The organism is Bacillus sp. TSO22, assembly GCF_020223595.1.
Lineage (GTDB): Bacteria > Bacillota > Bacilli > Bacillales > Bacillaceae > Bacillus > Bacillus inaquosorum.
In genome coordinates this window covers 254,897-280,977 of sequence record NZ_JAHAWO010000001.1, presented here as the reverse complement: position 1 = coordinate 280,977, position 26,081 = coordinate 254,897, and the positions used below count along the sequence as shown (strand labels likewise).

The following is a 26,081-nucleotide window of genomic DNA, read 5'->3' as shown; positions in this document are numbered from 1 at the left end:
TTACACAACTGATTTTTCCTGATAAAACTTTCTGACATCAACGAAGTGTCCGTGAATGGCGGCCATCGCAGCCATTGCCGGGCTGACGAGATGTGTTCTCGCACCTTTTCCTTGTCTGCCCTCGAAGTTGCGGTTAGAGGTTGACGCACAGCGCTCTCCCTCAGGAACAACGTCATTATTCATGCTTAAACACATGCTGCAGCCTGACTCTCTCCATTCAAATCCAGCTTCCAAGAAAATTTGGTCAATCCCTTCTTTCTCAGCCTGTAGCTTCACGCTTTGAGATCCGGGAACAACAATGGCTCTTACGCTGTCAGCTACCTTCTTCCCTTTGATCATATCAGCAGCCTGGCGCAGGTCAGTCATGCGAGAATTTGTGCAGGAACCGATAAATACGTGCTCCACTTTGATATCTTCTATTTTCTGATGAGGAGTCAGCCCCATATATTCATAAGCGCGAATCGCTTCTTTTTTGTCATCTTCCGCGGAAAAGCTTTCCGGGGCAGGAACCTCAGAATCGACAGGAAGAACCATTCCCGGGTTGATGCCCCATGTCACCATAGGAGAAATTTCGTTGCCGTCAAGGACGATAGATTTATCGTAAACAGCGCCCGGATCTGTGCGCAGCGCCTTCCATTCCTCTACGGCCTTGTCAAATTCTTCGCCTTTTGGCGTGTACTTGCGGTTTTTGCAATATTCAAATGTCACCTCGTCAGGTGCAATCAAACCTGCTCTTGCCCCTGCTTCAATTGACATGTTACAAACGGTCATCCGCTCATCCATCGTCATATTTCTGAATACTTCCCCAGTGTATTCAATGACATAGCCAGTGCCGAATTTCACACCGTATTTGCCGATGACAGCAAGAATGACATCCTTTGCCGTTACCCCTTTTTGAAGCGTTCCGTCTACGCGCACTTCAAGTGTTTTCGGACGCTGCTGCCACAGTGTCTGTGTGGAAAGAACATGTTCAACTTCACTCGTCCCGATTCCGAATGCAAGGGCGCCGAATGCGCCATGGGTTGATGTATGGCTGTCGCCGCATACAATCGTTTTCCCCGGAAGTGTTAAGCCCAGTTCAGGACCGACGACATGGACAATCCCTTGATCCACACTGTGAAGATCGGCAAGGCGCACGCCAAATTCTTCACAGTTTCGTTCAAGCGCCGTCACCTGGCGTTTCGCAACTTCATCCTTTATCTCAAAACGATTAACGGTCGGGATGTTGTGGTCCATTGTCGCAAATGTGTTTTGCGGTCTTCTGACCTTCCTTCCCTTTTGTCTCAACCCTTCAAATGCCTGAGGAGACGTCACCTCATGAATAAGATGCAAATCAATATAGAGAAGATCCGGTTTTCCCTCACCATGTTTTACAATATGCTGATCCCAAATCTTTTCGATGATTGTTCGAGGCATCATCTTTTATTTCCTCCCTCTACCTATGAACTAAGACCGCTTAACAAAGCTGTCACACATTAGAAATTGTATTTTCACTCATTATTGCTGCCTTAACTTCCTCTGTAATGGCCTGAGTGCTGCTGAACTCTTCGCCTCGTGCCAAGTCTCTTGTTCTTTTTCCGGAAGCCAAGACTTTGTTAACCGCATCCTCTACAGCTTTCGCTTCCTCTTCAAGTCCGAAAGATGTTCTCAAAAGCATTGCCGCTGACAATATGGCCGCGAATGGATTAGCCATCCCTTTGCCGGCTATGTCAGGCGCGGAGCCATGAACAGGCTCAAACAGATGAAGGCCTGAGCTTGATAGGCTGGCTGACGGGAGCATTCCGAGTGAGCCTGTAAGCATGGACGCTTCATCGCTTAAAATATCACCGAACATATTTTCAGTCACCACGACATCAAATTGATTCGGCGCATAAATCAGCTGCATGGCCGCGTTATCCACAAGCATGTGCTCCAGCTTCACATCAGGAAAATCTTTTGCAACGTCTTCAGCCACTTCACGCCAAAGCCTGCTTGATTCAAGTACGTTCGCTTTATCAACAGAGGTCAATTTGCCTTTTCTGGCTGCCGCCATTTTAAAGCCCTCTCTGATCACGCGTTCAATTTCCGTCCGCTTATAAAACAGCGTGTCTACAGCTTCCTGCTCACCTTCAGTGTTTGCATAGCGTTTGCTCGGCTGGCCGAAATACAAGCCGCCTGTCAGCTCACGGACGATAACAAAATCAACGTTATCTATATATTCTTTTTTCAAAGGCGAAGCGTCAGAAAGGCTTTCAAACACCTTCACAGGCCGCAAATTCGCAAACAAATCAAGCTGTTTTCTGATGCTGAGCAGCCCTTTTTCAGGTCTCAGCTCCGAAGGATTTTGATCCCATTTCGGTCCGCCGACAGCGCCAAGCAATATAGCGTCCGCTTTTTTACAAGCCGTAACTGTTTCCTCCGGAAGGGGATTGTTATGTTCATCAATCGCCGCCCCTCCAATCAGGCCATATTCAAATTCAAATTCATGGTTAAAGCGTTCGGCAACACTTTTCAGTACGTCTGTCGCTGATTCTAATACTTCAGGGCCGATCCCGTCTCCGGGCAATAGAGCAATACGTTTCTTCAAGTTAACCGTTCTCCTTTCTTTTATGATCCGACAGCTGTATGGTTTTTAAGTCCGCTCATATTCGACTGGAAAACCAGTTGACGGTTGACTGCATTCAAATAGGCTTTCGCTGAAGCTTCTAATACGTCTTGCGCTATGCCCCGCCCTGCTGATTCTTTTCCGTTCACCAAAACTCTTACATAAACCTGGGCAAATGCGTCTTCGCCTTTTCTGTTGGACTGAATGCGGTAGTCCAAGAGCTCCACGTCTTTATCGATGCAGCGCTCAAGCGTGTTGTAGATCGCTTCCACGCTTCCGGCTCCAGTTGCCGCTTCCTGAATAAGCTCTGCGTTTTCTTGATTTTTCAAAGAGAGTGTAGCCGTAGGAACCTGACTTGTTCCGTAATGTACTTGCAGGGAAAGAAATTCATACCCAATCTTGCGATCTGTTACTTTTTCTTCTAAAATAAGAGAAACAAGATCCTCATCAGTGATTTCTTTTTTCTTCTCAGTCAACTCTTTGAACATCGTAAAGAATTTATTAATCTCTTCACTATCAAATTGGAATCCTAAAGCAGTCAGCCGGTCTTTAAATGCGTGGCGTCCGGAATGTTTCCCTAGGACAAGCGCATCTGCTGTTACGCCGACAAGCTCCGGTGAAATAATTTCATAAGTCGATTTTTCTTTTAAGAAGCCGTCCTGATGGATGCCTGATTCATGAGCAAATGCATTATCGCCCACAACCGCTTTATTGCGCGGAACAGCCATGCCTGTCAGCTTGCTTACTAAATCGCTTGTTCGCTTAATCTCGTTCAATGTAATGCCTGTTTCAACTTGATAGAAATCTTTTCTGATATGAAGGGCAACGGCAATTTCCTCTAATGCCGCGTTTCCAGCTCTTTCACCGATTCCGTTCACAGCGCATTCAATTTGATCAGCGCCATTTTCAATCGCAGCAAGAGAGTTTGCGACTGCCATTCCCAAATCATCATGACAGTGGGCCGAAAGCTTTGCTTGATGAATGTTCGGAACGTTTTCCTTCATATATTTAAAGATATTTCCGTATTCCGCTGGGGCCAGGTAGCCGACCGTGTCCGGAAGGTTAATAACACTTGCGCCTGCGTCAATGACTTTCTCAACGATTTCCGCTAAAAACGGCAGTTCAGTGCGGCAGGCATCTTCAGCTGACCATTGCACAACAGGAAAACGTTCTTTTGCGTATTTCACCATTTCAACCGCTCTTTCAATCACTTGCTCACGAGTCATTTTCAGCTTGTGTTTCAAATGAATGTCCGATGTAGCGATAAATACATGAATTCTAGGGTAAGCACCGTCCTTTAACGCTTCCCAAGCAGCATCAATATCACCTTTTACACAACGGGCAAGACCAGTCACCGAACAATTTTTAATGGTTCTTGCGATTTCCTGAACAGCTAAAAAGTCACCTCGGGACGAAGCGGGAAACCCCGCTTCAATGATATCTGCCCCGAGTTTTTCGAGCTGCTTTGCTATGGCAAGTTTCTCCTGAGTATTTAAGTTCACGCCAGGGGACTGTTCACCATCACGAAGCGTCGTATCGAAAAAATTAATTTTGCGCAACGGAGACCACCGCTTCCTTCTTCTTGCCTTGTTTCACAAACGGCATCATTTCACGAAGCTTTCTTCCCACCACTTCGATTTGATGTTCGTTCTCGCTCGCATTGATGGCGTTGAAACGAGGACGGTTTACTTGGTTTTCGACGATCCACTCTTTTGCGAATGTACCGTTTTGGATATCTTTTAATACTTCTTTCATAGATTCTTTTACTTTAGCGTCAACAACGCGAGGTCCTGATACAAAATCTCCCCACTGCGCTGTGTCAGAGATTGAATATCTCATTCCTGCCAGTCCTTCTTCGTACATAAGGTCTACGATTAATTTCAGCTCGTGAAGACACTCGAAGTATGCAAGTTCAGGTTGATAACCTGCTTCAGTTAATGTTTCAAATCCGGCTTTTACAAGCGCGCTTAATCCGCCGCAAAGAACTGCTTGCTCACCGAACAAATCTGTTTCTGTTTCTTCTTTAAATGTCGTTTCCAAAACGCCTGCTCTTGCGCCGCCGATTCCTTTTGCATATGCAAGGGCTTTGTCTCTTGCTTCTCCAGTCACATCTTGATAAATCGCGAACAATGCCGGTACGCCAGCTCCTTGCTCATATGTTCTTCTTACCAAGTGTCCCGGACCTTTAGGCGCTACCAAGAATACATCTACATCCGCCGGAGGAACAATTTGATGGAAATGAACGTTAAATCCGTGAGCGAACACCAATGATTTTCCAGCTGTCAATTCATCTTTGATTTCAGCTTCGTATACTTTTTGCTGCTGTTCATCCGGAAGCAGAACCATGATGATTTCGGCTTGAGCTGCCGCTTCTTTTACTGAAAATACTTTATGTCCGTCTTCTTGGGCCTGAGTGAAAGATTTTCCTTGTCTAACACCGACGATAACGTCAACGCCGCTTTCTTTTAGGTTCAGGGCATGTGCGTGGCCTTGCGAACCGTACCCGATAACCGCTACTGTTTTTCCAGCCAATACGTTTTCTTTGATATCACCGTTATAATATACTTTTACCATTTCAATCTCTCCCTTGTTAAGTTTTATACAATAGATATTGTTTTATTGGATGACGCCTTTTGCTGGGTTCCCCTCGCAAAAGCCGTTGTACCTGTTCTCGCGATTTCTTTAATACCATAAGGTTTTAACAGTTCAATAAGCGCTTCAATTTTGTTAGATTCGCCTGTCACCTGAACAACGATGCTGTCTCTGCTGACATCAACGACAGAGGCTCTGAACGGCTCTATGATTCCATTTATCTCTGTTCTCGTTGACGGTGCGGAAACGACCTTAATTAAGGCCAGTTCCCTCTGGACAATCGATTGATTAGTGATGTCTGTGACTTTCAGCACATCAATCTGTTTGTTGAGCTGTTTTGTCAGCTGTTCAACATCATTTTCTCCTTCAACGTGAACAACAAAGGTGATTCTGGAAACGCCGGTTGTTTCTGTGTGTCCAACTGTAATGCTTTCAATGTTGTAATGTCTTTTTGTAAATAGACCGGTAATCCGGTTTAACACGCCGGAACGGTTCACTACAGTCAATGTGATAATTCTTTTCAAGGTTTCACCCCCACCATTTCATGCAGCCCTTTTCCCGGAGCCACCATCGGGAATACTTTTTCTTCGCTGGCAACCCGCACGTCAATGACAACCGGTTCTTTTGATGTTAATGCCTCTTCCAGCTTTTCTTTCGCTTCCGCTTCGGATGAAATTCTGATGCCTTTAATGCTGTATGCTTCTGACAATTTGACGAAGTCAGGCTGAGAAGCAAATTTAGACTCTGAATAGCGTTCTTCATAGAAAATTTCTTGCCACTGTCTGACCATTCCGAGACAAGCGTTATTTAAAATCACGACTTTGACGGGAAGATTCAATTCGCGAATGACATCTAGTTCTTGGATCGTCATTTGAAAACCGCCGTCTCCGAGTACCGCGACTACAGTAGCATTTCTATCTGCCAGCTGTGCGCCAATCGCTGCCGGAAGGCCGAATCCCATCGTTCCAAGTCCGCCTGATGTGACCCATTTATCTGCTTTTTGGAACGGATAAAATTGCGCTGACCACATTTGATGCTGGCCGACATCCGTTGCGACAATGGCCTCGCCATTTGTAAATTGATGAATATATTCAATCAATTTCTGAGGTTTAAAGCCCTCTTCTTCATTATCTACATACCAGAGCGGGTACTCTTCTTTCCATTCGGCAAGCTGTTTTTTCCATTCGCTTGAATCACTTTGTTTGCCGTCTTGTTTGATCAGCTCTTGGAGGACAATTTTGCTGTCTCCGACTACAGGAATTTGTGTTTTCATGATTTTTCCGATTTCAGCCGGATCAATATCGATGTGGGCAATCTTTGCGTTTCTTGCAAAGTGCTTCAGGTTTCCTGTGACGCGGTCATCAAAACGGGCGCCGATACTGATTAAAATATCACAATCATGAAGGGCCATATTGGCTGTATAAGTACCGTGCATTCCGGCCATTCCAAGGAAAAGCGGATGGTCAGCCGGGAAGCCTCCGAGCCCCAAAAGGGTGTGTGCCACAGGGATTTGCTGCTGCTCTGCATAATTTTTTAATTCTTCTGACGCTTTTCCGTGCAGTACGCCCGCACCCGCCAGGATCACCGGTTTCTTTGCGCTGCTTACGGCTTCTACAAGCTTGCGGATCTGCAAATAATTCGGTTCTGTTGTCGGCTGGTATCCCGGGAGATTCATCTCATGATCGTAGCTGAATTCTCCTTCGATTGTTGCTACATCTTTCGGAATATCAATCAGTACAGGTCCGGGTCTCCCAGTTGTTGCAATATGGAACGCTTCTTTAATAATGCGCGGCAGATCTTCCGGCTGGCGAACCTGGTAGCTGTGTTTTGTCACCGGCATGGTAATTCCTAAAATGTCCGCTTCCTGAAATGCATCGCTGCCGATAACGGAGGTCGCTACCTGCCCTGTAAAGACCACTAATGGCAATGAATCAATCATGGCATCCGCAAGGCCTGTAACGAGGTTTGTCGCCCCCGGACCTGACGTGGCAATGACGACACCAGGTTTTCCAGATACTCTTGCGTATCCTTCCGCTGCATGAATCGCACCTTGTTCGTGACGGGGAAGGATATGTACCATCCCTGAATTGTAGAGTTTATCGTAGATCGGAAGCACTGCCCCGCCCGGATAACCGAATATCATTTCTACTTTCTCTTTTTTTAATGATTCAATCAGCATTAATGCTCCGCTCATCGTCTGTGTACATTTGGCAGATGCTGAATCCACCTGTACATTAGTCCCCATTTTCAGTTCCTCCTTTTGGATTTTCATCCTCTAAAGATCATCTTTAAATTAGCTTGATAGCTGATTATTCAATAAAAAAAGCCCTTCCGCCCACAATCAGCCGCGCAGTGAATGCGATAGCTAAAAGGGGCGAAAAGGCTCTTCTTTCCGCGGTACCACCCTTGTTTACGGCCTTAAAATCGGCCGTCTCATGGATATTTCTATCCGCTTTAATAACGAGTGAATCAAGTTCACCCGGCCAAGTCCTACTATGATTTCAGACTGGCACTCTGAGGCGAGTTCACCTTGTAAAGCTTCACCGGTTCTCAGCTAACCCGGTTCTCTGTGGAAAACTTCAGCAAGGCTACTTATCCTCATCTGCGCTTTTCATATTCAGTCTCCTGAACGGCTTTTCAGCAGTTCAAGAGGGTCAATTGTTTTTTGATTTTTCAGAATCATATTGCGATCATTTTTGCTTGTGAAGCTTGCGTTTATCTTTTGTTGAACTCATATTACGCCGCTTTGGACGCAGTGTCAACAGCATTTTTTAAAATTATTAGACAATTTTGATTAATCAATCTATATTGTATACGCTTTCATTATTGGTATGTAAGGAATTGCAAATGTTAAAAGTTTTTATAATTTTTTTATTAATCTATCAAGGATACACCAGAATTTTTTAATCTGATATAAACATGTCATAAAATATGACGTGCTATTATTTCGATGAGATATATGTATGAAAGATCTTCTTGCAAACATTTTCAATTCGGATAGGCTCTTTCATCAATTCCCGGCATAGACTGGTGATATCTTGCATAGAAAAGGTGATACGATGAATAAATCATTAGCAGACATCCAAGGATTGCCCGGAGGTTTTCCAAGCTTTCCGCAGCCATATTATCCGACGGCTCCTGCCTTTTATCAGCAAAGCTATCAGCCGTTTGGAGGCTATGGATACGGACAGCCGTACAGCCAAGCATACAGCCCGCTAAGCACTCCATCTGCTATGTACTCCTCATTTCCATATGCTTCAGGATTTTACGGACAGCAATTTGCAGGTGGCGGCTATAGCGGTCACGGCGGCGGTTTCAGTATCCCGGCAACGCACGCTGGCGGATTCAGCGGAGCAGCCGGTGTACACGGAGGCTTTAGATATTAAAGAAAACCACAAGGGGCCGAACATCTATTTCGGCTCTTTTTTTTGCTTTGAAACGTCTTATCATTCTAAACAATAATCCCATACTGTCAGATTTTCTGTCTTTCTATTTGGAAACAGAACGGAATATGATTAAAATGAAATGAAAATACGTTCTGCAAATCAACAAGTTTCTGAGGAGGAACTAGAATTGTATATAAAAATAGATGATTTAACTGGACATCAAGTGATCTCACTTGTGAAGGAGCATTTACATAGCATGACACTCATGTCCCCGCCCGAAAGCATCCACGCCTTAGGCTTAGAAAGACTGAGAAAGCCTGAAATAACATTTTGGAGCGCATGGGAGGGTGATGAACTAGCCGGCTGCGGAGCGCTTAAAGAACTGGACAGCCGGCATGGAGAAATCAAATCAATGCGGACGTCTGCATCCCATTTAAGAAAAGGCGTTGCCAAACAAGTTCTTCAGCACATCCTAGAGGAGGCTGGGAAGCGAGGCTATGAGCGGTTAAGCTTAGAAACGGGTTCAATGGCATCATTTGAGCCGGCAAGAAAATTGTATGAAAGCTTCGGTTTTCAGTACTGTGAACCGTTTGCAGACTATGTTGAAGATCCGAACAGTGTGTTTATGACGAAGGAATTGTGAGGCATTTTTTATGAGGGTAGATAAGTGCAGAGGGTGATCTGTCTTATCTATCCTTTTTTGTCTTTCACACCTAATCCGCCTTGTTTTAAAACACACCCGGTGTTTTCAATTTTGTTTATTTTAAAGAGCAGCGGGAATTACAAACGACATGAACGATAAAATGTAAAATTGATAAAGGAGGAGATTGATATGAAAAGTATAGTTGGTGTATACGAAACTCCGCAGGAAACAATCGCAGCAATTGAAGGCTTATTAACAAAAGGGTATGATTCTGACGACATTTCTGTTGTGACAAGCCGTCGAGATACAGATTATCTTGAATCACGCACAGGAACAGAAGTCAATCAGGCCATCGATGCACATGAGGGCGATTCTGAATCTTTTTTCGATAAACTGAAAGATTATTTCACCATGGATGATACTGCTGCACATAGCAAGGCATTATCCGATTTGGATATCACAACTGACGAAATCGACAAGTATCAAGAGGATCTGGATGACGGAAAACTCCTTGTGGCCGTTGATACAGATGCAGATGTAAATACTCCTATTGATATTTCAGGCGGCTTTTCAAGCACAAATGAAATGGCGGATTATACAACGAAAGAAGAAAAAACCATGCCGCTGCGCGAAGAACAGCTAAAAGTCGGTAAGGAAGACGTTCAAACTGGAGAAGTAGAGATAGGAAAAGAAGTGAAAACAGAACAAAGAGATATGGACATCCCAGTGAGACACGATGAAATTTATGTTGAACGCCGCCCAGTGGATGAAAACACAACGGACGCTTCTCCTGTCAATGATTCAGAAACGGTCAGAGTTCCAATCGTTGAGGAAAAGCTGGAAGTGACTAAAAAACCTGTTGTCACTGATGAAGTAGTTGTTGGAAAACGTACTGTTGAAGAAAATGAACATATTTCTGAAACTGTGAAGAAAGAAGAACCTCGCCTGAATAAAGAAGGAAAAGTTGACGGCTTGGATGATGATACGTTAAATAACAAATAAAAATATTCACAAAAGGCTGACTTGATGTAATTTTAGGTCAGCCTTTTAAAAAACTATAGAAAAGGTGTTGCTACACGAGTTATTCAATACAATAGAGAGGCTTGTTCCAAACCATTGTGTGAGAGCTTCAATTAACAGGTTATTACAAGCCTATTACAAACTATGTTGAAGACTGAATAGTATCTTTTAAGTAAAAGCGAACATAATTTGGACATTTTTTCAATGCTTTCTTCGACGCTATACCACGAGGTAAGAACCTCATTAAAAGTACAAGTGAAACGGCAGAGTACTATCATTTGAATTGCCTTAAATATCTCCAGCTAACGTTCGTTAGTTACACACACTTTCTATCCATTTTCCTCAACAGTGAAGACACTACAAAACATCCACCAGCACTATACTGGATGGTTGTTTATTATTTGTATTTATTTACTTCATACATCAAAATATTTTTAAACACAACATAGTCCTTTTTACTTTCGAAAGGCCCTTTGTTGTTTTCATGTTCATCAATTTCATAAAAGCCTGGTCCCTCTCCAGCATCACGCTGCTTGTACCAATTAAGGAAAGCGTTAACTTCTTTCATGGAGAGCTGGTACTCTTTTTGCAAGCCGTTGACCATGGTGATGACAAGCAGGGCGTCGCCGTCGTCAGATGGTGTTTCCTCATCTGGCTTCGGTCCGTTACCGTTGTCTGTTCCAGGATCAGGAGTAGTTGAAGTATCTTTGATTGTGTATTTTTCAACAGAGTTAAAAAAGTTACTTTCAGAAGGACTCTTTGTAGCTCCTCCAACCGCATAAAGATCATTATTTATTACTACAGCTCCTGCCCCCGCGCGAGCAAACTGCATTTTTTCATCCATAGCATTTGTTGTATTAGTTACAGGATCGTACACTTGGACGAAATTAGTTGCGTTGGTATTCGTCGCGAAGAAGCCTCCAATTATATAAATCTTGCCGCCGTAAGCTACAGCAGAAGCATGCCAAACATTCCTTACAAACCCTTTCTTAACCCATGAATCATTCAACGGATTATACTCATAAATGGTATTACTTCCAGAGTTCGAAGTACTATTGCCACCAATATAATAAATTTTTCCGTTCACAACCGCAGATGCTGCAGCTTTTGAATTTGGTTGTCCACTCGATTTATTTTCCCATTTATTTGTTGCGGTATTATAAGCAAAATGTCTAGGTGTAGATGTTTCTTGCTGCGTCATTAGATAAATAGTATTATCAATAGCTACCGCTGTCCCTAAGAAGCTTTTTTTGGGGACATCTGCTCCTTCTTCCCATTTATCGGCTTTGGTATCATAAATTAATAGTTTCGAAGAATTTTCAGTATGACTGGTTGTATATGTGTTTCCTCCCATTACATAAATCTTATCTTTAATTACCGCAACAGCCGATCCAGCTAATTTTATTGGCATATCCGATTTCTTTGACCATTCATTTTTTTTAGAATCATAAACAAATGTAGTATTTGTGGCTATATTTTTTCCATACCCACCAATAACATATATTTTGTCTCCGACAACAGCTGTAGCTGCATGGCTTCTTGGTTCCGGTAAATCAGCCTGACTCACCCAGCCTTTTTCCTCTTCAGCTGCATGCGCTTGATAACAAGGGCTCATGATTGAGCAAATAGTCAATGCAAACAACAAGATTATTTTTTTCGAAAATATCACTCCTTTAATAAAATTAGGCAATACTTTGATTATATCGTCTCATCTTGTTAAAGGTTTAATTTTTGAAGTTTATCGTTAATCCTTTATTCAACCCATTACCTAAAATTCAGGGCGTCTTCTATAAAAGATAAAACTAACCCGATCAAACTGTTCTATTATATCCATGATCTCCTTTATCACCAAAGCCTGTTTGTATACAAGGCGTATCATAAGGCAACAGTTTTGAGTACCATAAGCCACAGTGTAATCTTTCCTCAGTAATCCATTATCGCTTTCAAACATTTAATGGTTTTAATCAACACTTCAATATTACTTGAAAAGGTATTGTTTTCATCCTTTGACGCATCTGGAATGACATTTTAAAAGTTGCAGATGCAATGGTCCGATTGTTTCTCGCTTGTCAAAATTAAGATCTGAAAATTTCATTTTCTTCACTACATTTTCAAGCGCATCCTCTGTTTTTCAGTCTATTAAACATAAGAATTTTTAACATTACCCAAAATAAAAAAAGCCTCAAACCCTATTATAGGTTTAAGACTTTTCGGTACGTCCCAGGAGAGATTCGAACTCCCGACCGACGGCTTAGAAGGCCGTTGCTCTATCCAGCTGAGCTACTGGGACATGTTTTGTTTTTTCGTTTTTCGCTTTAACTATCAGCGACAAGATTTATTATATATGGGATACAACAATAAGTCAACGGTTTTTTAGAATTTTTTTCATGAGGAAGAAAATTTTCTTCCTCATGACATTTTCATAGTGTGACTCGGTTTTGCAGATCCTCAATTTCATGGCCTGCTTGGTCGTAAAAACGCACGGTTGCGGCATCATTTTCTAATGTCAGTATAGCATAGCTTTCTGTCCTGCGCACCCTCGGAAGCCTGATGCTTCCTGGATTAATCATCAGTTTTCCGCGCAGCACTTCGCTTCCCGCGATGTGCGAATGCCCGAAGCAGATGATATCCGCTCCGAGCTCCTCTGCACGATAGTATACGTTTAACAAGGTCTGTTTTATACCGTGAAGGTGGCCGTGCGTGACCAATATTTTTTTTGAACCGGCAGTCAGAAGAAGCTCGTCCTTAAAATCGCCAGTAAAATCGCAATTGCCTTTGACAACCGCATAAGGCTCTAATCCCGGATGACCGGTTTCAAGTTCAGAGTCTCCGCAATGAATCATGAGATCAACTTCTGCTTCATGTCGTTTCGCGATGGTTTGGAGTTCTTCTTCAAGGCCATGGCTGTCACTGATAATCAGCACGTTCATTACAAGGTTCCCCCTTATGCCTCCAAAAGCTTAGCCAGCTTTTTAAGCGCGTCAGCCCTATGGCTGATTTTATTTTTTTCATCACTTGTCAGTTCGGCCATTGTCTTATCTTTATCCTTCACGATAAAGATCTGGTCATAGCCAAAGCCGTATTCCCCTCTCGATTCTTCTGCAATATACCCTTCAACATGGCCTTCGACTGTTTTTGTTTCCTCTCCTGGGATACTCACAGCAAGTGCGCATCGGAAACGGGCCGTGCGCTGTTCTTTTTCGATCCCTTTCAGCTCGCTGAGCACTTTATCGATATTTGCCTGGTCGTCTTTCTGCTCCCCTGCATAACGGGCTGAATAAACCCCGGGTCTGCCGCCAAGATTATCGATGGACAGACCGGAGTCGTCCGCAATCACCATTTTGTTCACTGCTTTGGCAACAGCTTCTGCTTTCAGAATGGCATTTTCTTCAAACGTATGGCCTGTTTCCTCAATTTCTTCAGTGAATCCAATTTCAGCTAACGATTTGACATCATAGCCTTTTGGCTCAAGGATTTCTTTAAATTCCTTTACTTTTCCCGGATTATGTGTCGCAATAATTGCTTCTTTCATGATGATCAAGCCTTTCTGTCTTTATTTCAGTTCTGGCAGAGAATCACCCAGCACTTCTTTTTGCTTGTCAATCAGCTCTTGAATGCCTTTTTCTGCAAGACCGAGAAGTCCGTTTAGATCTTCCCTTGAAAAAGTCGCCTCTTCCCCGGTTCCCTGCAGTTCCACAAAACGGCCGCTGCCTGTCATAATGACATTCATGTCAACTTCTGCGGAGGAATCTTCTTCATAGTTTAAATCTAACAAAATTCTCTGTTCCTTATCAATTCCGACAGAGATCGCGGCGAGAAAATCAGTGATCGGGTTTGCCTTGATTGTTCCCGCTTTGAGCAGCTTGGCAATCGCAATCGACATCGCAAGAAATGCTCCTGTAATGGAAGCGGTTCTTGTTCCGCCATCAGCCTGAATGACATCGCAGTCAATCCAAATCGTCCGTTCACCGAGCTTTTCTAAATCTACCACTGCCCGAAGCGCGCGGCCGATCAGGCGCTGAATTTCCATTGTTCTGCCGGAAATTTTCCCCTTTGAAGATTCTCTGATTGTTCTTTGGTTTGTTGCCCGCGGCAGCATGCTGTATTCAGCAGTAATCCAGCCTTTTCCCCCGCCCCGCAAAAACGGCGGCACGCGATCCTCAACAGATGCGTTGCAGATTACTTTTGTATGTCCCGCTGTTATTAGAACAGAACCTTCCGGATGGCTGATAAAATCCAAATCGAATGTGATTGGACGCAGCTCATCATGTTGTCTTCCGTCATGTCTCATGTTTTACCTCCGATTATATGTACATAAACCATTTTTGTCCCGGAATTGAATAAAGAAAGAGGCAGCCGGAACGCTAACCTCTTTCTTTCTAGTATATCAAAAATCCCAATTTAAAAACTACCCGTATTCACTTGAGAAGGTCTGGAGACCGGTTCTGTGAGTTTTTCACCTTTTTCATTTACAAGCTCTGATTTCCCGTTTACTTTAACAGAGACACTTTTTACATCCGGCTGCTCCGTCAACGTCAGCACAATGCTGTTCAGCACTTCTGAAGAAATCATTTTCGTCTTTTCATCGGCGCTGCCGAATATAGATTGATTAAAATCTAACGTCACCCGTCCGTCTTTGATCTTCGGCTTGCTGACCAGCTTTACGTCTTCACTGAAGTCTGTTAACAGTCCGCTCACCTTGCTTGGGCCTTTAGCCAATTCATTGATAGCTGCTGTGATGTCGTCTTTTTCCGAATTGTCGATCCGTTTTGTCACCGGCACATAGTACTCACTGTCATCGTTTTCCGCCAAATAGTAGACTGTCAGCGGATGGGTCGCAGTGAGATCATTTACACCGGCTGTTTCCAAATTAATGCCGTCCTTACGGCTTAAATCATCTGAGATCGGCGTCCCGCCTACAGGCATCTCCTTCAGTTCATGGCCGTTTATTCTCAGCTTCACTTTATCTATCGAACTGAATTGTGTAAGCGTCCACGTCACAGATTGAACAATTTTCTGTTCGTCTTCCTTCTTGTAATTTTTAAATTCATTAGAGAAATCAGCTATTGCAGTCCCATCTTTTTTGATGTCAACGTTAACGGTTGTGTCAGCCGGCAATACGGCTCTGAAGCCATTCGGAAGAATTTCTGACACAGGTCCACCCTGAACGAGGTATTCAAGCGCCTGTTTGGCCGTGCCTTCACTTTTCGGAAGGGGCAGCGTTTGCGCAACGACATACCCGTTTTTATCAATGAGATAAAGCTCCCTCATGACTGCAGATGAGGCTTGATCCGCTTTGGCGGTATCGCTTTTTTCACTTTCTGTTTTTTCGGCTGCTGTTGTATTTGAATCGGCCCCCGCTTCATCGTTCACGTATGTAACGTCTTGAGGCGGATCAATTTCCTCGGCTGCCTTATCAGATTGAAACAAACCGCATCCGGATAAAAGCAAGACAGAGGTGAGACAAGTGGCACCAATGACTGCAGGTCCTTTTTTCAGCATACTTTTCCCTCCTAAGGCTGTTTGTACTATTATGTATACGAGCCTCTTTAGGAAATAGACCGAAGAATTCCGGCAAAACAGAAAAAACCCGCAACATACCGTTGCGGGGGAAAACTATCTTCTAATCGGTTCTTGCAGTGAGATGCATTCCACATGACCCACCTCATGGCCAAACCAGTCGTCTGCGATTTTCGCAAACTGATCACGTGCTCCTGTTGTCAGGAACTGATGATCCGGGACAAACGGAGACTGGTTCAGCAGCCCTTTATATGAGAGAATTGTGCTGACTTCCCGGGCTGTTTCATCGCCGGATGATATAATGTTCACGTGCTCTCCCATATATCTCTGAATGGATTCTTTTAAAATAGGATAGTGGGTGCAGCCTAGAATCAGCGAATCAATCGATGTGTCTTTTAACGGATTCAGCGATGTTTTGACAATCTCGTCTGCTGTTTTGTCGAGAAACTTTCCGCTTTCCACAAAAGGCACAAGCAGCGGACAGGCAAGGTTCTCAACCTTCAGATCAGGATTTAATGCTAAAAGCGCCTCTTCGTACGCATTGCTCTTAATCGTATTCTCTGTGCCGATGACACCGATATGCTGGTTCTCCGTCACTTTTATCGCTGCTCTCGCACCCGGCTGGATCACTCCGACCACCGGTATGCCAACGCTGCGCTGGATGTCTTCCAATGCGATCGCTGTTGCTGTGTTGCAGGCGATCACGAGCATTTTGATGTGGTGGTTTTCGAGTAAATAATTCGTCAGCTCCCACGTATATTGAAGCACTTCTTCTTCAGGACGCGGCCCGTATGGACACCGTTTCGTATCCCCGACGTAGATAATATTCTCTTTTGGTAGCTGTCTCATGATTTCCTTTGCAACGGTTAAACCGCCAACCCCGGAATCAATGACTCCTATTGGTTGCTCCAACAAAATCGCCTCATTTTCTCTTCATTTCATGCTGCAGTTTCATCAATGATTTTTCGAAGATGGCTATTTCTTCATCTGTAAACGTTTCGAACATATCACGCAGATATTCCTGCCTTTTTGTAATGACCTCTTGGATAATCCGTTCTCCTTCAGGCAGCAGATGTATCCGGACAACACGTCTGTCCGCCGGGTCCTTGACCCGCTCGACAAGCTGATTTTTTTGCATGCGGTCGATTAAATCCGTCGTTGTGCTGCATGCCAGATACATTTTGCCCGATAGTTCGCCGATTGTCATATCTCCTAATTCATAAAGCCATTGCAGGCCGACAAATTGCGGCGGCGTAATCGCATATTGGTTAAGGATTTCTCGTCCTTTTTGCTTAATGATCGCGGCAATGTGGCGGAGTGACTTTTCAATATCCGCAACATGCTCCAAAGGTTTTGATGTCATTTGTCCATCCCTCACTCAAGGATCTCTTACGCACAAAAGCGTTCCGTGTCTATTTTCCTTCTTTTTTGAAGAAAATGCAAGACTCGCGGAAGAGAAATAGAGGACATTTAGGCAAACAACATCAAATAAAAAAATTTGTTTTATGCCTCGCTATCCAAGTTTTGCATAGCATTCCAAATATGGTTTTGAACTTTCCAAACAAACAGCAATAACCGGCTCCTTCCTGAAAAGAAGGAATACCGGCAAGGATTAAAGCTCTAGCTCACCCATTCTAAGAAGCTCAACAACGGCTTGCGAACGCCCTTTCACACCCAATTTCTGCATGGCATTTGAAATATGGTTTCGAACGGTTTTCTCACTGATAAATAGCTCGCTTGCAATCTCCTTTGTTGTCTTATCTTGAACGAGCAATTCGAACACTTCTCTTTCTCTTTTCGTTAGCAGCGGCTTCGATTGAAATTCTTTCTCCTTCAAGTATTGTAACCCTCCTTGCTAAGGTGAGAGCGAATCAGAAACGAATGGGTTTTGATATAGTCGAGATATCATATGTAAGAAGGGCGCAGGAGGTGACGTTTACAAGAGAATTAGTTTATGGTGTATGGAGAAGCGTTTCTTTTTCCTCATTCGTCCAGCTGACAGCCTTGCCGCTTTCCTTTGAGACCTGGACCATCACAACTGCTCCGGTAAAGCAGGGCTCGCCATTGCGGTTCTCTCCGAGATAATGCAAGGTAAGGGATGAGCTGCCGACGGCACTTGTTTTCACATAGATGCGCAACTCTTCATAAGGCATGACTTGGCGCAGATAATCGCATTGCTGGCTTGCCACGACTGTCATGGTCTGTTTGTTTTCATTCATCATATTCAGCTTTTTAAAATAAGAAATCCGTGCCTCCTCAAAGTATATAAAAGGAGTTACATTATTCATATGCCCAAACATGTCCGTCTCGGAAAATCGCACGGATACTTCATAAAAAAAAGAAAAGGTTGTTTTCCATTCTTGAAACGGCATATCAATATAAGCGGGAAGCTTCATCTTTCCTCATCTCCTTATTGTTAAAAAAACCTCTCCCATGCGGAAGAGGTTTTTTCTTCTTATACTCTGTCGCTTCCGAAGAAATTGCGGAACGCTTGTAAGTTTGTATCTCTGTTTAAGGCTGCAATCGAAGTAGTGAGCGGGATGCCTTTCGGGCAGGATTGAACACAGTTTTGCGAGTTGCCGCAATCTGCTAGGCCGCCTTCATCCATCAGTGCTTCTAACCGATCAGACTTATTCATGGCGCCTGTCGGATGTGCGTTAAACAGGCGGACTTGAGACATCGGTGCAGGCCCCATAAACTTCGATTTGCTGTTCACATTCGGGCAGGCTTCGAGGCAGACACCGCACGTCATGCACTTTGATAATTCATATGCCCATTGACGGCGTTTTTCCGGCATTCTCGGTCCCGGTCCTAAATCGTACGTACCGTCAATCGGTATCCACGCTTTTACTTTTTTCAATGAATCAAACATTCTGCTTCGGTCGACCTGCAAATCACGCACGACCGGGAATGTTTTCATTGGTTTTAAGCGGATCGGCTGCTCAAGCTGGTCGATAAGTGCCGTACAAGACTGGCGGGGTTTTCCGTTTATGACCATTGAACATGCGCCGCATACTTCTTCAAGACAGTTCATATCCCATGTGACAGGAGTTGTCTTTTCACCTTTCACGTTAACCGGATTCCGGCGGATTTCCATCAGAGCGGAAATGACGTTCAGGTTCGGGCGGTATGGAACCTCAAATTCTTCATCGTAAGGCGTGCTGTCGGCTGTATCTTGACGTGTGATAATAAATCGTATGGTTTTTTGTTCACTCATGATTATTTCGCCACCTTCTTCTTCGAGTAATCCCGTTTCCGAGGCGTTATCAGTGATACATCAACATCCTGATACTCAAATTCCGGCGCTTCATACGGGCTTACATGTTTAGCCATTGTTGTTTTGAGCCATTCATCATCATTACGTTCAGGATAATCCGGTTTATAATGGGCGCCCCGGCTTTCATTACGGTTGTATGCGCCAAGGGTAATCACTCTTGCAAGCTGAAGCATGTTCGAGAACTGGCGTGTGAACATTGCCCCTTGGTTGCTCCATTTTGTCGTGTCATTGATGTTAATCTTTTTAAACCGCTCCATTAATTCCTGAATTTTGTCATCCGTTTTCAATAGCTTGTCGTTATGGCGGACAACCGTGACATTCGCCGTCATCCACTCACCGAGTTCTTTGTGAAGAACATAGGCATTTTCGGTTCCGTCCATACTCATAATCTCAGACCATTTTTCTTCTTCTTTTTTGACGTGAGCGTCGAATAAAGAGGAAGACATGTCTTCTGCTGAAGATTCCAAACCGTTTACATATTTCACTGCATTCGGTCCGGCCACCATTCCTCCGTAAATCGCAGAAAGCAGGGAGTTTGCTCCCAAACGGTTGCCGCCGTGCATAGAGTAATCACATTCCCCAGCTGCAAACAGTCCCGGGATGTTTGTCATTTGATCGTAATCCACCCATAAACCGCCCATTGAATAATGGACCGCCGGGAAGATTTTCATCGGAAGCTTCCGCGGGTCGTCTCCCATGAATTTCTCATAAATCTCAATGATGCCGCCAAGCTTAATATCAAGCTCTTTCGGATCTTTATGAGACAGATCGAGATACACCATGTTTTCGCCGTTAATGCCGAGCTTCTGGTTGACACACACATCAAATATTTCGCGTGTCGCAATATCACGCGGCACCAGGTTTCCGTAAGCCGGATATTTTTCCTCTAGGAAATACCATGGTTTACCGTCTTTATATGTCCACACGCGTCCGCCTTCACCGCGCGCTGATTCACTCATCAGTCTTAGTTTGTCATCGCCCGGTATGGCTGTCGGGTGGATTTGAATGAATTCTCCGTTTGCATAGTACGCTCCCTGCTGATAAACGATCGACGCAGCAGAGCCTGTATTAATCATGGAGTTAGTTGATTTTCCAAAAATGATTCCCGGTCCGCCCGTCGCCATAATGACCGCGTCTGAGCGGAAGGATTCAATTTGCATGTTTGTCAGGTTTTGCGCAACAATTCCGCGGCAGGTTCTGTCATCATCTAATACAGCGCCAAGGAATTCCCAGCCTTCGTATTTTGTGACCAGACCCGCAACTTCGTATCTGCGCACTTGCTCGTCCAGTGCGTAAAGCAGCTGCTGCCCCGTCGTCGCACCCGCATAAGCTGTTCTGTGATGCTGTGTACCCCCGAATCGGCGGAAATCAAGCAGCCCTTCAGGCGTCCGGTTAAACATGACGCCCATCCGGTCTAATAAGTGGATGATAGAAGGCGCCGCTTCACACATCGCCTTGACCGGCGGCTGGTTGGCAAGAAAGTCTCCCCCGTATACAGTGTCATCGAAATGTTCCCACGGAGAGTCGCCTTCCCCTTTTGTATTGACCGCTCCGTTTATGCCGCCTTGGGCACAAACCGAATGAGAACGTTTGACAGGAACGATGGAAAACAGCTTAACCGCCATTCCTGATTCCGCTGCTTTAATTGTCGCCATGAGGCCGGCAAGACCCCCGCCGACTACGATAATGCTTGATTGACTCATGATAGCCCCTCTCCCTCTAGTAATCTAGTACTCTTATACAAATGCAAAAATCGCTTTTAAGCCTACGTATGACAGTGCAACAAAAATAATCAGCGTAACGTATGTCGAAATTCTTTGAGAACGAGGCGTTACCGTGATGCCCCATGTAACAGCGAAAGACCATAAACCGTTCGAGAAGTGGAAAATTGTTGATAAAACACCGACAATGTAAAAGCCAAGCATAGCCGGAGAGCTCAAAATATTCGCCATCATGTCGAAATTGACCTCAGCGCCCATTTGTGCTGCAATACGGGTTTCCCACACGTGCCAGCTCACGAAAATGAGGGTGATGATACCGGTTACACGCTGCAGGACGAAGAGCCAGTTTCTCATATAGCTGTATTGGCCTGCGTTATTTTTTGCAGTAAACGCTATGTACACACCATAAACTGCATGATAAATTAATGGTAAGAAGATAATAAAAATTTCCAAGGCATACCTGAAAGGCAGACTATCCATAAAATGAGCAGCATTATTGAATGCTTCAGCGCCCCTTGCGGCAAACTGGTTGACGACTAAATGCTGAATGAGAAAGATGCCGACCGGTATGACGCCAAGCAAGGAATGCAATCTTCGAAAATAAAACTCTCTGTTCCCAGACATTACTTTACCCCCTGTTTGATAAGTGCGAAATGTGCTAAATCTCTTCCCCCACTTCTTTCAATTGTAAGCACTTTATTAAGATTTATTGACAATTTCATTTTACTCCTCCCTCAAAAGGGCGTCAAGAAAACGCGTACATAAATTATAATTTTCCGAATTGAATAGTTGATTTAAAAATTTTATTTTATCAATATATATTTCTGCTTAATTTTTCATTAGAATTACAGGATCATTCTGTAATCCTCCCCCCTGTTTGGGCTATAATATACGAAGGAGAGAGGGGAGACAGATATGAAGTCTAAATTTGAAGCATCTATTGACAATCTAAAAGAATTTGAAATGAACGCCTATGCCTACGAACTAATACGAGAGATCGTTCTCCCAGATATGCTTGGCCAAGATTACTCTTCCATGATGTATTGGGCAGGGAAGCATCTCGCCCGTAAGTTTCCTCTTGAATCATGGGAGGAATTTCCGGCCTTCTTTGAAGAAGCGGGCTGGGGAACCCTCACCAACGTAAGCGCTAAAAAACAAGAGCTTGAATTTGAACTTGAAGGGCCGATCATTTCCAATCGGCTTAAACATCAGAAAGAACCATGCTTTCAGCTGGAAGCTGGTTTTATTGCTGAACAAATTCAATTGATGAATGACCAAATTGCCGAATCATATGAACAAGTGAAAAAGAGAGCCGATAAAGTGGTTCTGACTGTGAAATGGGATATGAAAGACCCAGTGTAATCAAAAAAGGCGGTGACTGCATAGTCCCGCCTTTTTTGATTGTCATTACACAGCTGAAGGGTGTTTTGAAAGCTCAAATGCATCGTGCAGCGCTTCGACTGCTTTCACCATGTCATTTTCGCTTACGACTGTTGATACTTTGATTTCAGATGTGCTGACCATTTTGATTAAAATGTTTTTTTCCGCCAGTACAGCAAACATTTCAGCGGCTACACCAGGGTTTGAGACCATGCCGGATCCGACAATGGATACTTTAGCCAATTTGCTTTCTGTCTCGATTTTCTCGAATTCAAGCGCGTCTTTATACTCTTCAAGCACCGCAACGGTTTGGTCTGTGTCTTCTGTTTTGACAGAGAAGGAAATTCCGGTCTGATTGTCTCCGGCCTGCGTTTGGATAATGATATCGACGTTAATGTTTCTTTTGGCAAGTGTTGTAAAAATAGTAGACAAAGTTGTCAGGCCGCCAGTCAGCCCGTAAATGGTTACCCTTGTGATTTGATCTTCAAACGCAATGCCTCTGACAATTAAATTTTGCTCCATGGATGATTCCTCCTCAATTAATGTTCCCGCTTCTGTTTCTGTACTTGAACGCACTTCTAACGGCACTTGGTAATTTTTCGCGAATTCAACGGCTCTCGGATGAAGAACGCCGGCGCCTAAATTGGCAAGCTCAAGCATTTCATCGTATGAGATGCCGGCAAGCTTTCTCGCAGATTTCACATAGCGCGGATCGGTAGTAAACACTCCGGGCACGTCCGTGTATATGTCACATTTATCCGCTTTTAATGCGGCAGCCAAAGCGACTGCTGTTGTGTCTGACCCGCCACGGCCCAATGTCGTGATTTCACAGTCCTCTGTCATGCCTTGGAATCCTGCGACAATGACAATCTTTCCTTGCTCGAGCTGGTCTCCCAAAACCGAAGTGTCGATATCTGTAATTCTGGCGTTTCCGTGAACGGCTTCCGTGCGGATTCCCGCCTGCCACCCAGTATATGACACAGCGTCATAGCCTTTTTCCTGCAGCGCCATAGAAAGCAGGGAAATTGTAACCTGCTCGCCTGTCGCCAGCAGCATATCCATTTCGCGTTTGCTCGGCTGGTCAGTAATTGCTTTTGCAAGGCTGACCAATTCGTCAGTGGATTTCCCCATAGCTGAAACGACAACAACGACTTGATGGCCCTTCTGTTTTTCTGCAATCGCGCGGTTTGCCGCATTTTGAATTTTTTCAACTGAGCCGACGGAAGTACCTCCGAATTTTTGTACGATAAGACCCATGTATTACCACCCTTTACATTTTGGTTCGTGCGGGTGAGGAGAAAGAGCGCTTTGTCCACAATAAAAAAAGCAATGAGAGGAATTGCTCTCATTGCTTATCAATTAATCATCATTGAATGATTATGAACAACGAGATAGCCCTCCAAGAAAATGATTTCTTGACAACCTTACATTTATTCAATGCACGGCCAGCAAATAATACCGATGGGGTTTTATTTGCTTCGGCGACGCTCCCCTTTCAGCCTTTTTCACAGAATCCATCTTTCTCCAAAGGCTTACTCTTGAAGTTCGCACCTCTATCTTCACCATATAACACGATCTAACTATGAAATTAGTTCACATTTTATCAGATCTTTTTTAAAAGGACAACATTATTTTTGCAATTTATCGTAAAGCAGCTGAGCCGCCGCTGCGGGAACACCCGCTTTTTTGATGTCCTCAAGGCTTGCTTCCTTCATTTTTTTTACGGAACCGAAATGCTTTAACAGCATTTTCTTTCTTTTCTCTCCGATACCCGGGATGTCGTCCAAGACGGATTGAAACGCGCTTTTTCCGCGGATTTGTCTGTGAAAACTGATCGCAAACCGGTGCACCTCGTCTTGAATACGCTGCAGGAGGTAAAATTCCTGGCTGTTCCGTTCCAGATACACCGCCTCCAACGGATCCCCGATTAGTAAATTTGAAGTTCTGTGTTTTTCGTCTTTCGCTAGACCGGCGATCGGGATATCCAAGCCGAGTTCGTTTTCAATGACATCCCTTGCAGCGTTGATCTGCCCTTTTCCTCCGTCAATGATGATCAGATCAGGCAGCGGCAGGTTTTCGCGAAGCACTCTCGTATAGCGCCTTCTGACAACCTCTCTCATAGAACCGTAATCATCCGGCCCTGTAACGGTTTTGATTTTATATTTGCGGTATTCTTTTTTGTTCGGTTTGCCGTCGATAAACACGATCATCGCGGAAACCGGGTTTGTCCCCTGTATGTTTGAGTTATCAAACGCTTCGATTCTATGAGGCGTATAAATATTCAATGCTTCTCCGAGTTTCTGCACAGCCCCGATTGAGCGCTCCTCGTCCCGTTCGATTAAGGAGAATTTTTCTTTCAGCGCGATTTTCGCATTTTTATGAGCCAGCATGAGCAGTTCTTTTTTCGGGCCCTTCTTCGGCTGGTGGACGTTTGTTTCCAGAAGCTGCTCAATCATAGATTGATCTACGCTGTCCGGAACTAAAATTTCCTTCGGAAGGAAGTGGTTGTTTTTCGAATAGAACTGTCCGATGAACGTAAGAAACTCATCATCTGCTTCCTGGTAGAGCGGGAACATGCTGACATCGCGTTCAATGAGCTTTCCTTGGCGGATGAAAAAGACCTGTACGCACATCCAGCCCTTATCATATGCGTACGCGAATACGTCACGGTCGACTAGATCGTTCATCGTCATTTTTTGTTTTTCCATCGTTGATTCGATATGAGCGATTTGGTCACGAAGCTCTTTTGCCCGTTCAAACTCAAGATTCTCGGCAGCTTCATGCATTTTCTCTTCAAGCTCTTTTTTGACCTCATTATAGCCGCCCTTTAAGAAACGGGTAATGCTCTCAACCAGCTCTCTATTCGTCTCTTCGGAAATGTCCTTTACGCACGGAGCGAGACATTGACCCAGATGATAGTATAGACATACTCTGTCCGGCAGCTTGGAGCATTTTCTGAGAGGATACAGACGGTCGAGCAGTTTTTTAGTTTCCCTTGCGGCCTGCACGTTCGGGTACGGCCCGAAATAGCGCCCTTTGTCTTTTTTGACATTGCGGGTGACGATCAGCCTTGGGTGGCGTTCATGGGTGATTTTTATGAAAGGATAGGTTTTGTCGTCTTTGAGCATGACGTTGTATTTCGGATCATGCTTTTTGATTAGATTCATTTCTAAAATAAGCGCTTCAAGATTGGAGGACGTCACGATATATTCAAAATCCTCGATTTCCGTCACAAGCCTTTGTGTTTTCGCATCGTGAGAACCGGTGAAATAGGAGCGCACTCTGTTTTTCAGCACTTTTGCTTTTCCTACGTAGATCACAGTCTGCTGCCGGTCCTTCATGAGATAACATCCGGGCTGATCGGGAAGGAGGGCGAGTTTTTCTTTCAGTTGTTTGTTCATATGTTACCCTTCCTTATGTTTAATCCTTTGTTTCCAGTTTAACACGAACGTTTGTTTTTCTCTATGATTCACGATTGGCGAATAAAAAAAGCGATCCCTCAATCGGAATCGCTCTGGCATGTAAGCAGCCGAAAATTAAAGATGTTTGTTGACAAGCTCTTGAAGCGCTTCTTTCGGTTTGAAGCCGACAGAAGTTTCAACTACTTCTCCGTCTTTTAACACAAGAAGTGTCGGGATGCTCATAACGCCGTATTTTCCGGCTGTTTCTTGGTTTTCATCCACATCGATTTTTACGATCTTCAGTTTGTCTCCCATTTCTTGATCCAGTTCTTCAAGAACAGGTGCAATCATTTTGCAAGGTCCGCACCAAGGAGCCCAGAAGTCTGCCAGTACGACGCCTTCGCTTGTTTCAGCTGAGAAAGATTGATCAGTTGCTTTTACGATAGCCATTATTGAATTCCTCCAATTGTGAAATGATGATTTTTAGTATAGCATCTCCCATTCGTTCACGCTATTTTAATGCTTGCAAATTATTTTTTCCTGATCACAATCGGTTT

25 protein-coding genes, 1 tRNA gene, 1 riboswitch and 1 other annotated feature are annotated in these 26,081 nt (G+C 44.1%); of the genes, 4 read left to right on the top strand and 22 right to left on the bottom strand.

All coding sequences use genetic code 11. The annotated features are described in order from the left end of the window. From leuC to ilvB, 6 genes are read right to left on the bottom strand one after another with little or no spacing between them, the layout of a single operon-like run. Positions 1-1,419, bottom strand: coding sequence for a 3-isopropylmalate dehydratase large subunit (leuC, locus tag KHQ79_RS01475; protein ID WP_225514077.1), 1,419 nt, complete (start codon positions 1,417-1,419; stop codon positions 1-3). Positions 1,420-1,468: 49 nt separating this feature from the next. After that, entirely contained in the window at positions 1,469-2,566 is a 1,098-nt protein-coding gene (gene leuB / locus KHQ79_RS01470) for a 3-isopropylmalate dehydrogenase (RefSeq protein ID WP_225514076.1), read from the bottom strand. 20 nt (positions 2,567-2,586) lie between these two features. Continuing rightward, positions 2,587-4,143: a 2-isopropylmalate synthase gene (locus KHQ79_RS01465; RefSeq protein WP_225514075.1), complete on the bottom strand. Its 1,557-nt coding sequence runs from the start codon at positions 4,141-4,143 to the stop codon at positions 2,587-2,589. Further along, positions 4,130-5,158 carry a ketol-acid reductoisomerase gene (gene ilvC / locus KHQ79_RS01460; protein ID WP_003222549.1) on the bottom strand — a complete coding sequence of 343 codons (1,029 nt, stop codon included), beginning with the start codon at positions 5,156-5,158 and terminating at the stop codon, positions 4,130-4,132. Before ilvC ends, KHQ79_RS01465 begins: the two co-directional genes overlap by 14 nt. Positions 5,159-5,181: 23 nt before the next feature. After that, positions 5,182-5,700, bottom strand: a complete 519-nt coding sequence (gene ilvN, locus KHQ79_RS01455) for an acetolactate synthase small subunit (protein ID WP_003237622.1) — start codon at positions 5,698-5,700, stop codon at positions 5,182-5,184. Next, positions 5,697-7,421 (bottom strand): acetolactate synthase large subunit, encoded by a 1,725-nt coding sequence (ilvB, locus tag KHQ79_RS01450; RefSeq protein WP_225514074.1) that lies wholly within the window; start codon positions 7,419-7,421, stop codon positions 5,697-5,699. Before ilvB ends, ilvN begins: the two co-directional genes overlap by 4 nt. Positions 7,422-7,543: 122 nt before the next feature. Then, positions 7,544-7,790, bottom strand: a binding site (T-box leader). A 445-nt stretch (positions 7,791-8,235) separates the two neighbouring features. Here ilvB and KHQ79_RS01445 point away from each other — a divergent pair. From KHQ79_RS01445 to KHQ79_RS01435, 3 genes are all read left to right on the top strand, one after another. Then, the gene (locus KHQ79_RS01445) at positions 8,236-8,562 is read left to right on the top strand and encodes a hypothetical protein (protein WP_225514073.1); all 327 of its coding nucleotides are present in this window, start codon (positions 8,236-8,238) and stop codon (positions 8,560-8,562) included. 187 nt (positions 8,563-8,749) lie between these two features. Then, positions 8,750-9,205 carry a GNAT family N-acetyltransferase gene (locus KHQ79_RS01440; RefSeq protein ID WP_148982113.1) on the top strand — a complete coding sequence of 152 codons (456 nt, stop codon included), beginning with the start codon at positions 8,750-8,752 and terminating at the stop codon, positions 9,203-9,205. Positions 9,206-9,394: 189 nt separating this feature from the next. Next, positions 9,395-10,207, top strand: coding sequence for a YsnF/AvaK domain-containing protein (locus KHQ79_RS01435; RefSeq protein ID WP_225514072.1), 813 nt, complete (start codon positions 9,395-9,397; stop codon positions 10,205-10,207). A 415-nt stretch (positions 10,208-10,622) separates the two neighbouring features. Here the strand turns inward: KHQ79_RS01435 and KHQ79_RS01430 are convergent, their stop codons facing one another. The 13 genes from KHQ79_RS01430 to sdhC all read right to left on the bottom strand — a co-directional run bounded on the left by KHQ79_RS01430 (position 10,623) and on the right by sdhC (position 21,367). Further along, on the bottom strand, positions 10,623-11,840 hold the full coding sequence (locus tag KHQ79_RS01430; RefSeq protein ID WP_250648160.1) for a Kelch repeat-containing protein: 1,218 nt from the start codon (positions 11,838-11,840) through the stop codon (positions 10,623-10,625). 601 nt (positions 11,841-12,441) lie between these two features. Then, positions 12,442-12,515: transfer RNA gene (locus KHQ79_RS01425), tRNA-Arg, on the bottom strand. Between the two features lie 130 nt (positions 12,516-12,645). Beyond that, complete coding sequence (locus tag KHQ79_RS01420) at positions 12,646-13,155, bottom strand: metallophosphoesterase (RefSeq protein WP_225514070.1); 510 nt, start codon at positions 13,153-13,155, stop codon at positions 12,646-12,648. Between the two features lie 14 nt (positions 13,156-13,169). Then, positions 13,170-13,766 (bottom strand): XTP/dITP diphosphatase, encoded by a 597-nt coding sequence (locus tag KHQ79_RS01415; RefSeq protein WP_225514069.1) that lies wholly within the window; start codon positions 13,764-13,766, stop codon positions 13,170-13,172. 12 nt (positions 13,767-13,778) lie between these two features. Next, positions 13,779-14,516, bottom strand: a complete 738-nt coding sequence (rph, locus tag KHQ79_RS01410) for a ribonuclease PH (protein ID WP_225514068.1) — start codon at positions 14,514-14,516, stop codon at positions 13,779-13,781. Positions 14,517-14,626: 110 nt separating this feature from the next. Beyond that, complete coding sequence (gene gerM / locus KHQ79_RS01405) at positions 14,627-15,727, bottom strand: spore germination protein GerM (RefSeq protein ID WP_003237641.1); 1,101 nt, start codon at positions 15,725-15,727, stop codon at positions 14,627-14,629. 114 nt (positions 15,728-15,841) lie between these two features. Continuing rightward, positions 15,842-16,660, bottom strand: coding sequence for a glutamate racemase (gene racE, locus KHQ79_RS01400; protein WP_080030800.1), 819 nt, complete (start codon positions 16,658-16,660; stop codon positions 15,842-15,844). 7 nt (positions 16,661-16,667) lie between these two features. Continuing rightward, complete coding sequence (locus KHQ79_RS01395; protein ID WP_003237645.1) at positions 16,668-17,108, bottom strand: MarR family winged helix-turn-helix transcriptional regulator; 441 nt, start codon at positions 17,106-17,108, stop codon at positions 16,668-16,670. Positions 17,109-17,357: 249 nt separating this feature from the next. Then, positions 17,358-17,582, bottom strand: a complete 225-nt coding sequence (gene gerE, locus KHQ79_RS01390; protein ID WP_003184172.1) for a spore germination transcription factor GerE — start codon at positions 17,580-17,582, stop codon at positions 17,358-17,360. 115 nt (positions 17,583-17,697) lie between these two features. Further along, a complete protein-coding gene (locus KHQ79_RS01385) occupies positions 17,698-18,141 on the bottom strand; it encodes an acyl-CoA thioesterase (protein WP_003237647.1) in 444 nt (147 codons plus the stop codon). 59 nt (positions 18,142-18,200) lie between these two features. Continuing rightward, a complete protein-coding gene (gene sdhB, locus KHQ79_RS01380) occupies positions 18,201-18,962 on the bottom strand; it encodes a succinate dehydrogenase iron-sulfur subunit (RefSeq protein ID WP_003222517.1) in 762 nt (253 codons plus the stop codon). A 2-nt stretch (positions 18,963-18,964) separates the two neighbouring features. Then, positions 18,965-20,725 carry a succinate dehydrogenase flavoprotein subunit gene (gene sdhA / locus KHQ79_RS01375; RefSeq protein WP_019259104.1) on the bottom strand — a complete coding sequence of 587 codons (1,761 nt, stop codon included), beginning with the start codon at positions 20,723-20,725 and terminating at the stop codon, positions 18,965-18,967. Positions 20,726-20,758: 33 nt separating this feature from the next. After that, on the bottom strand, positions 20,759-21,367 hold the full coding sequence (gene sdhC / locus KHQ79_RS01370; protein ID WP_003237652.1) for a succinate dehydrogenase cytochrome B558: 609 nt from the start codon (positions 21,365-21,367) through the stop codon (positions 20,759-20,761). A gap of 291 nt (positions 21,368-21,658) precedes the next feature. Here sdhC and KHQ79_RS01365 point away from each other — a divergent pair, with 291 nt between their 5' ends. Next, the gene (locus KHQ79_RS01365) at positions 21,659-22,105 is read left to right on the top strand and encodes a YslB family protein (RefSeq protein ID WP_003237653.1); all 447 of its coding nucleotides are present in this window, start codon (positions 21,659-21,661) and stop codon (positions 22,103-22,105) included. 45 nt (positions 22,106-22,150) lie between these two features. On the opposite strand, the gene KHQ79_RS01360 is transcribed toward KHQ79_RS01365, so the two are convergent. The 3 genes from KHQ79_RS01360 to trxA form a co-directional block, all read right to left on the bottom strand. After that, positions 22,151-23,380, bottom strand: a complete 1,230-nt coding sequence (locus KHQ79_RS01360; RefSeq protein ID WP_003237655.1) for an aspartate kinase — start codon at positions 23,378-23,380, stop codon at positions 22,151-22,153. Between the two features lie 127 nt (positions 23,381-23,507). Then, positions 23,508-23,687, bottom strand: a riboswitch (Lysine riboswitch). 64 nt (positions 23,688-23,751) lie between these two features. Continuing rightward, on the bottom strand, positions 23,752-25,524 hold the full coding sequence (uvrC, locus tag KHQ79_RS01355) for an excinuclease ABC subunit UvrC (protein WP_003237659.1): 1,773 nt from the start codon (positions 25,522-25,524) through the stop codon (positions 23,752-23,754). A 135-nt stretch (positions 25,525-25,659) separates the two neighbouring features. Next, entirely contained in the window at positions 25,660-25,974 is a 315-nt protein-coding gene (trxA, locus tag KHQ79_RS01350; RefSeq protein ID WP_003222500.1) for a thioredoxin, read from the bottom strand. Positions 25,975-26,081: the final 107 nt, after the last annotated feature.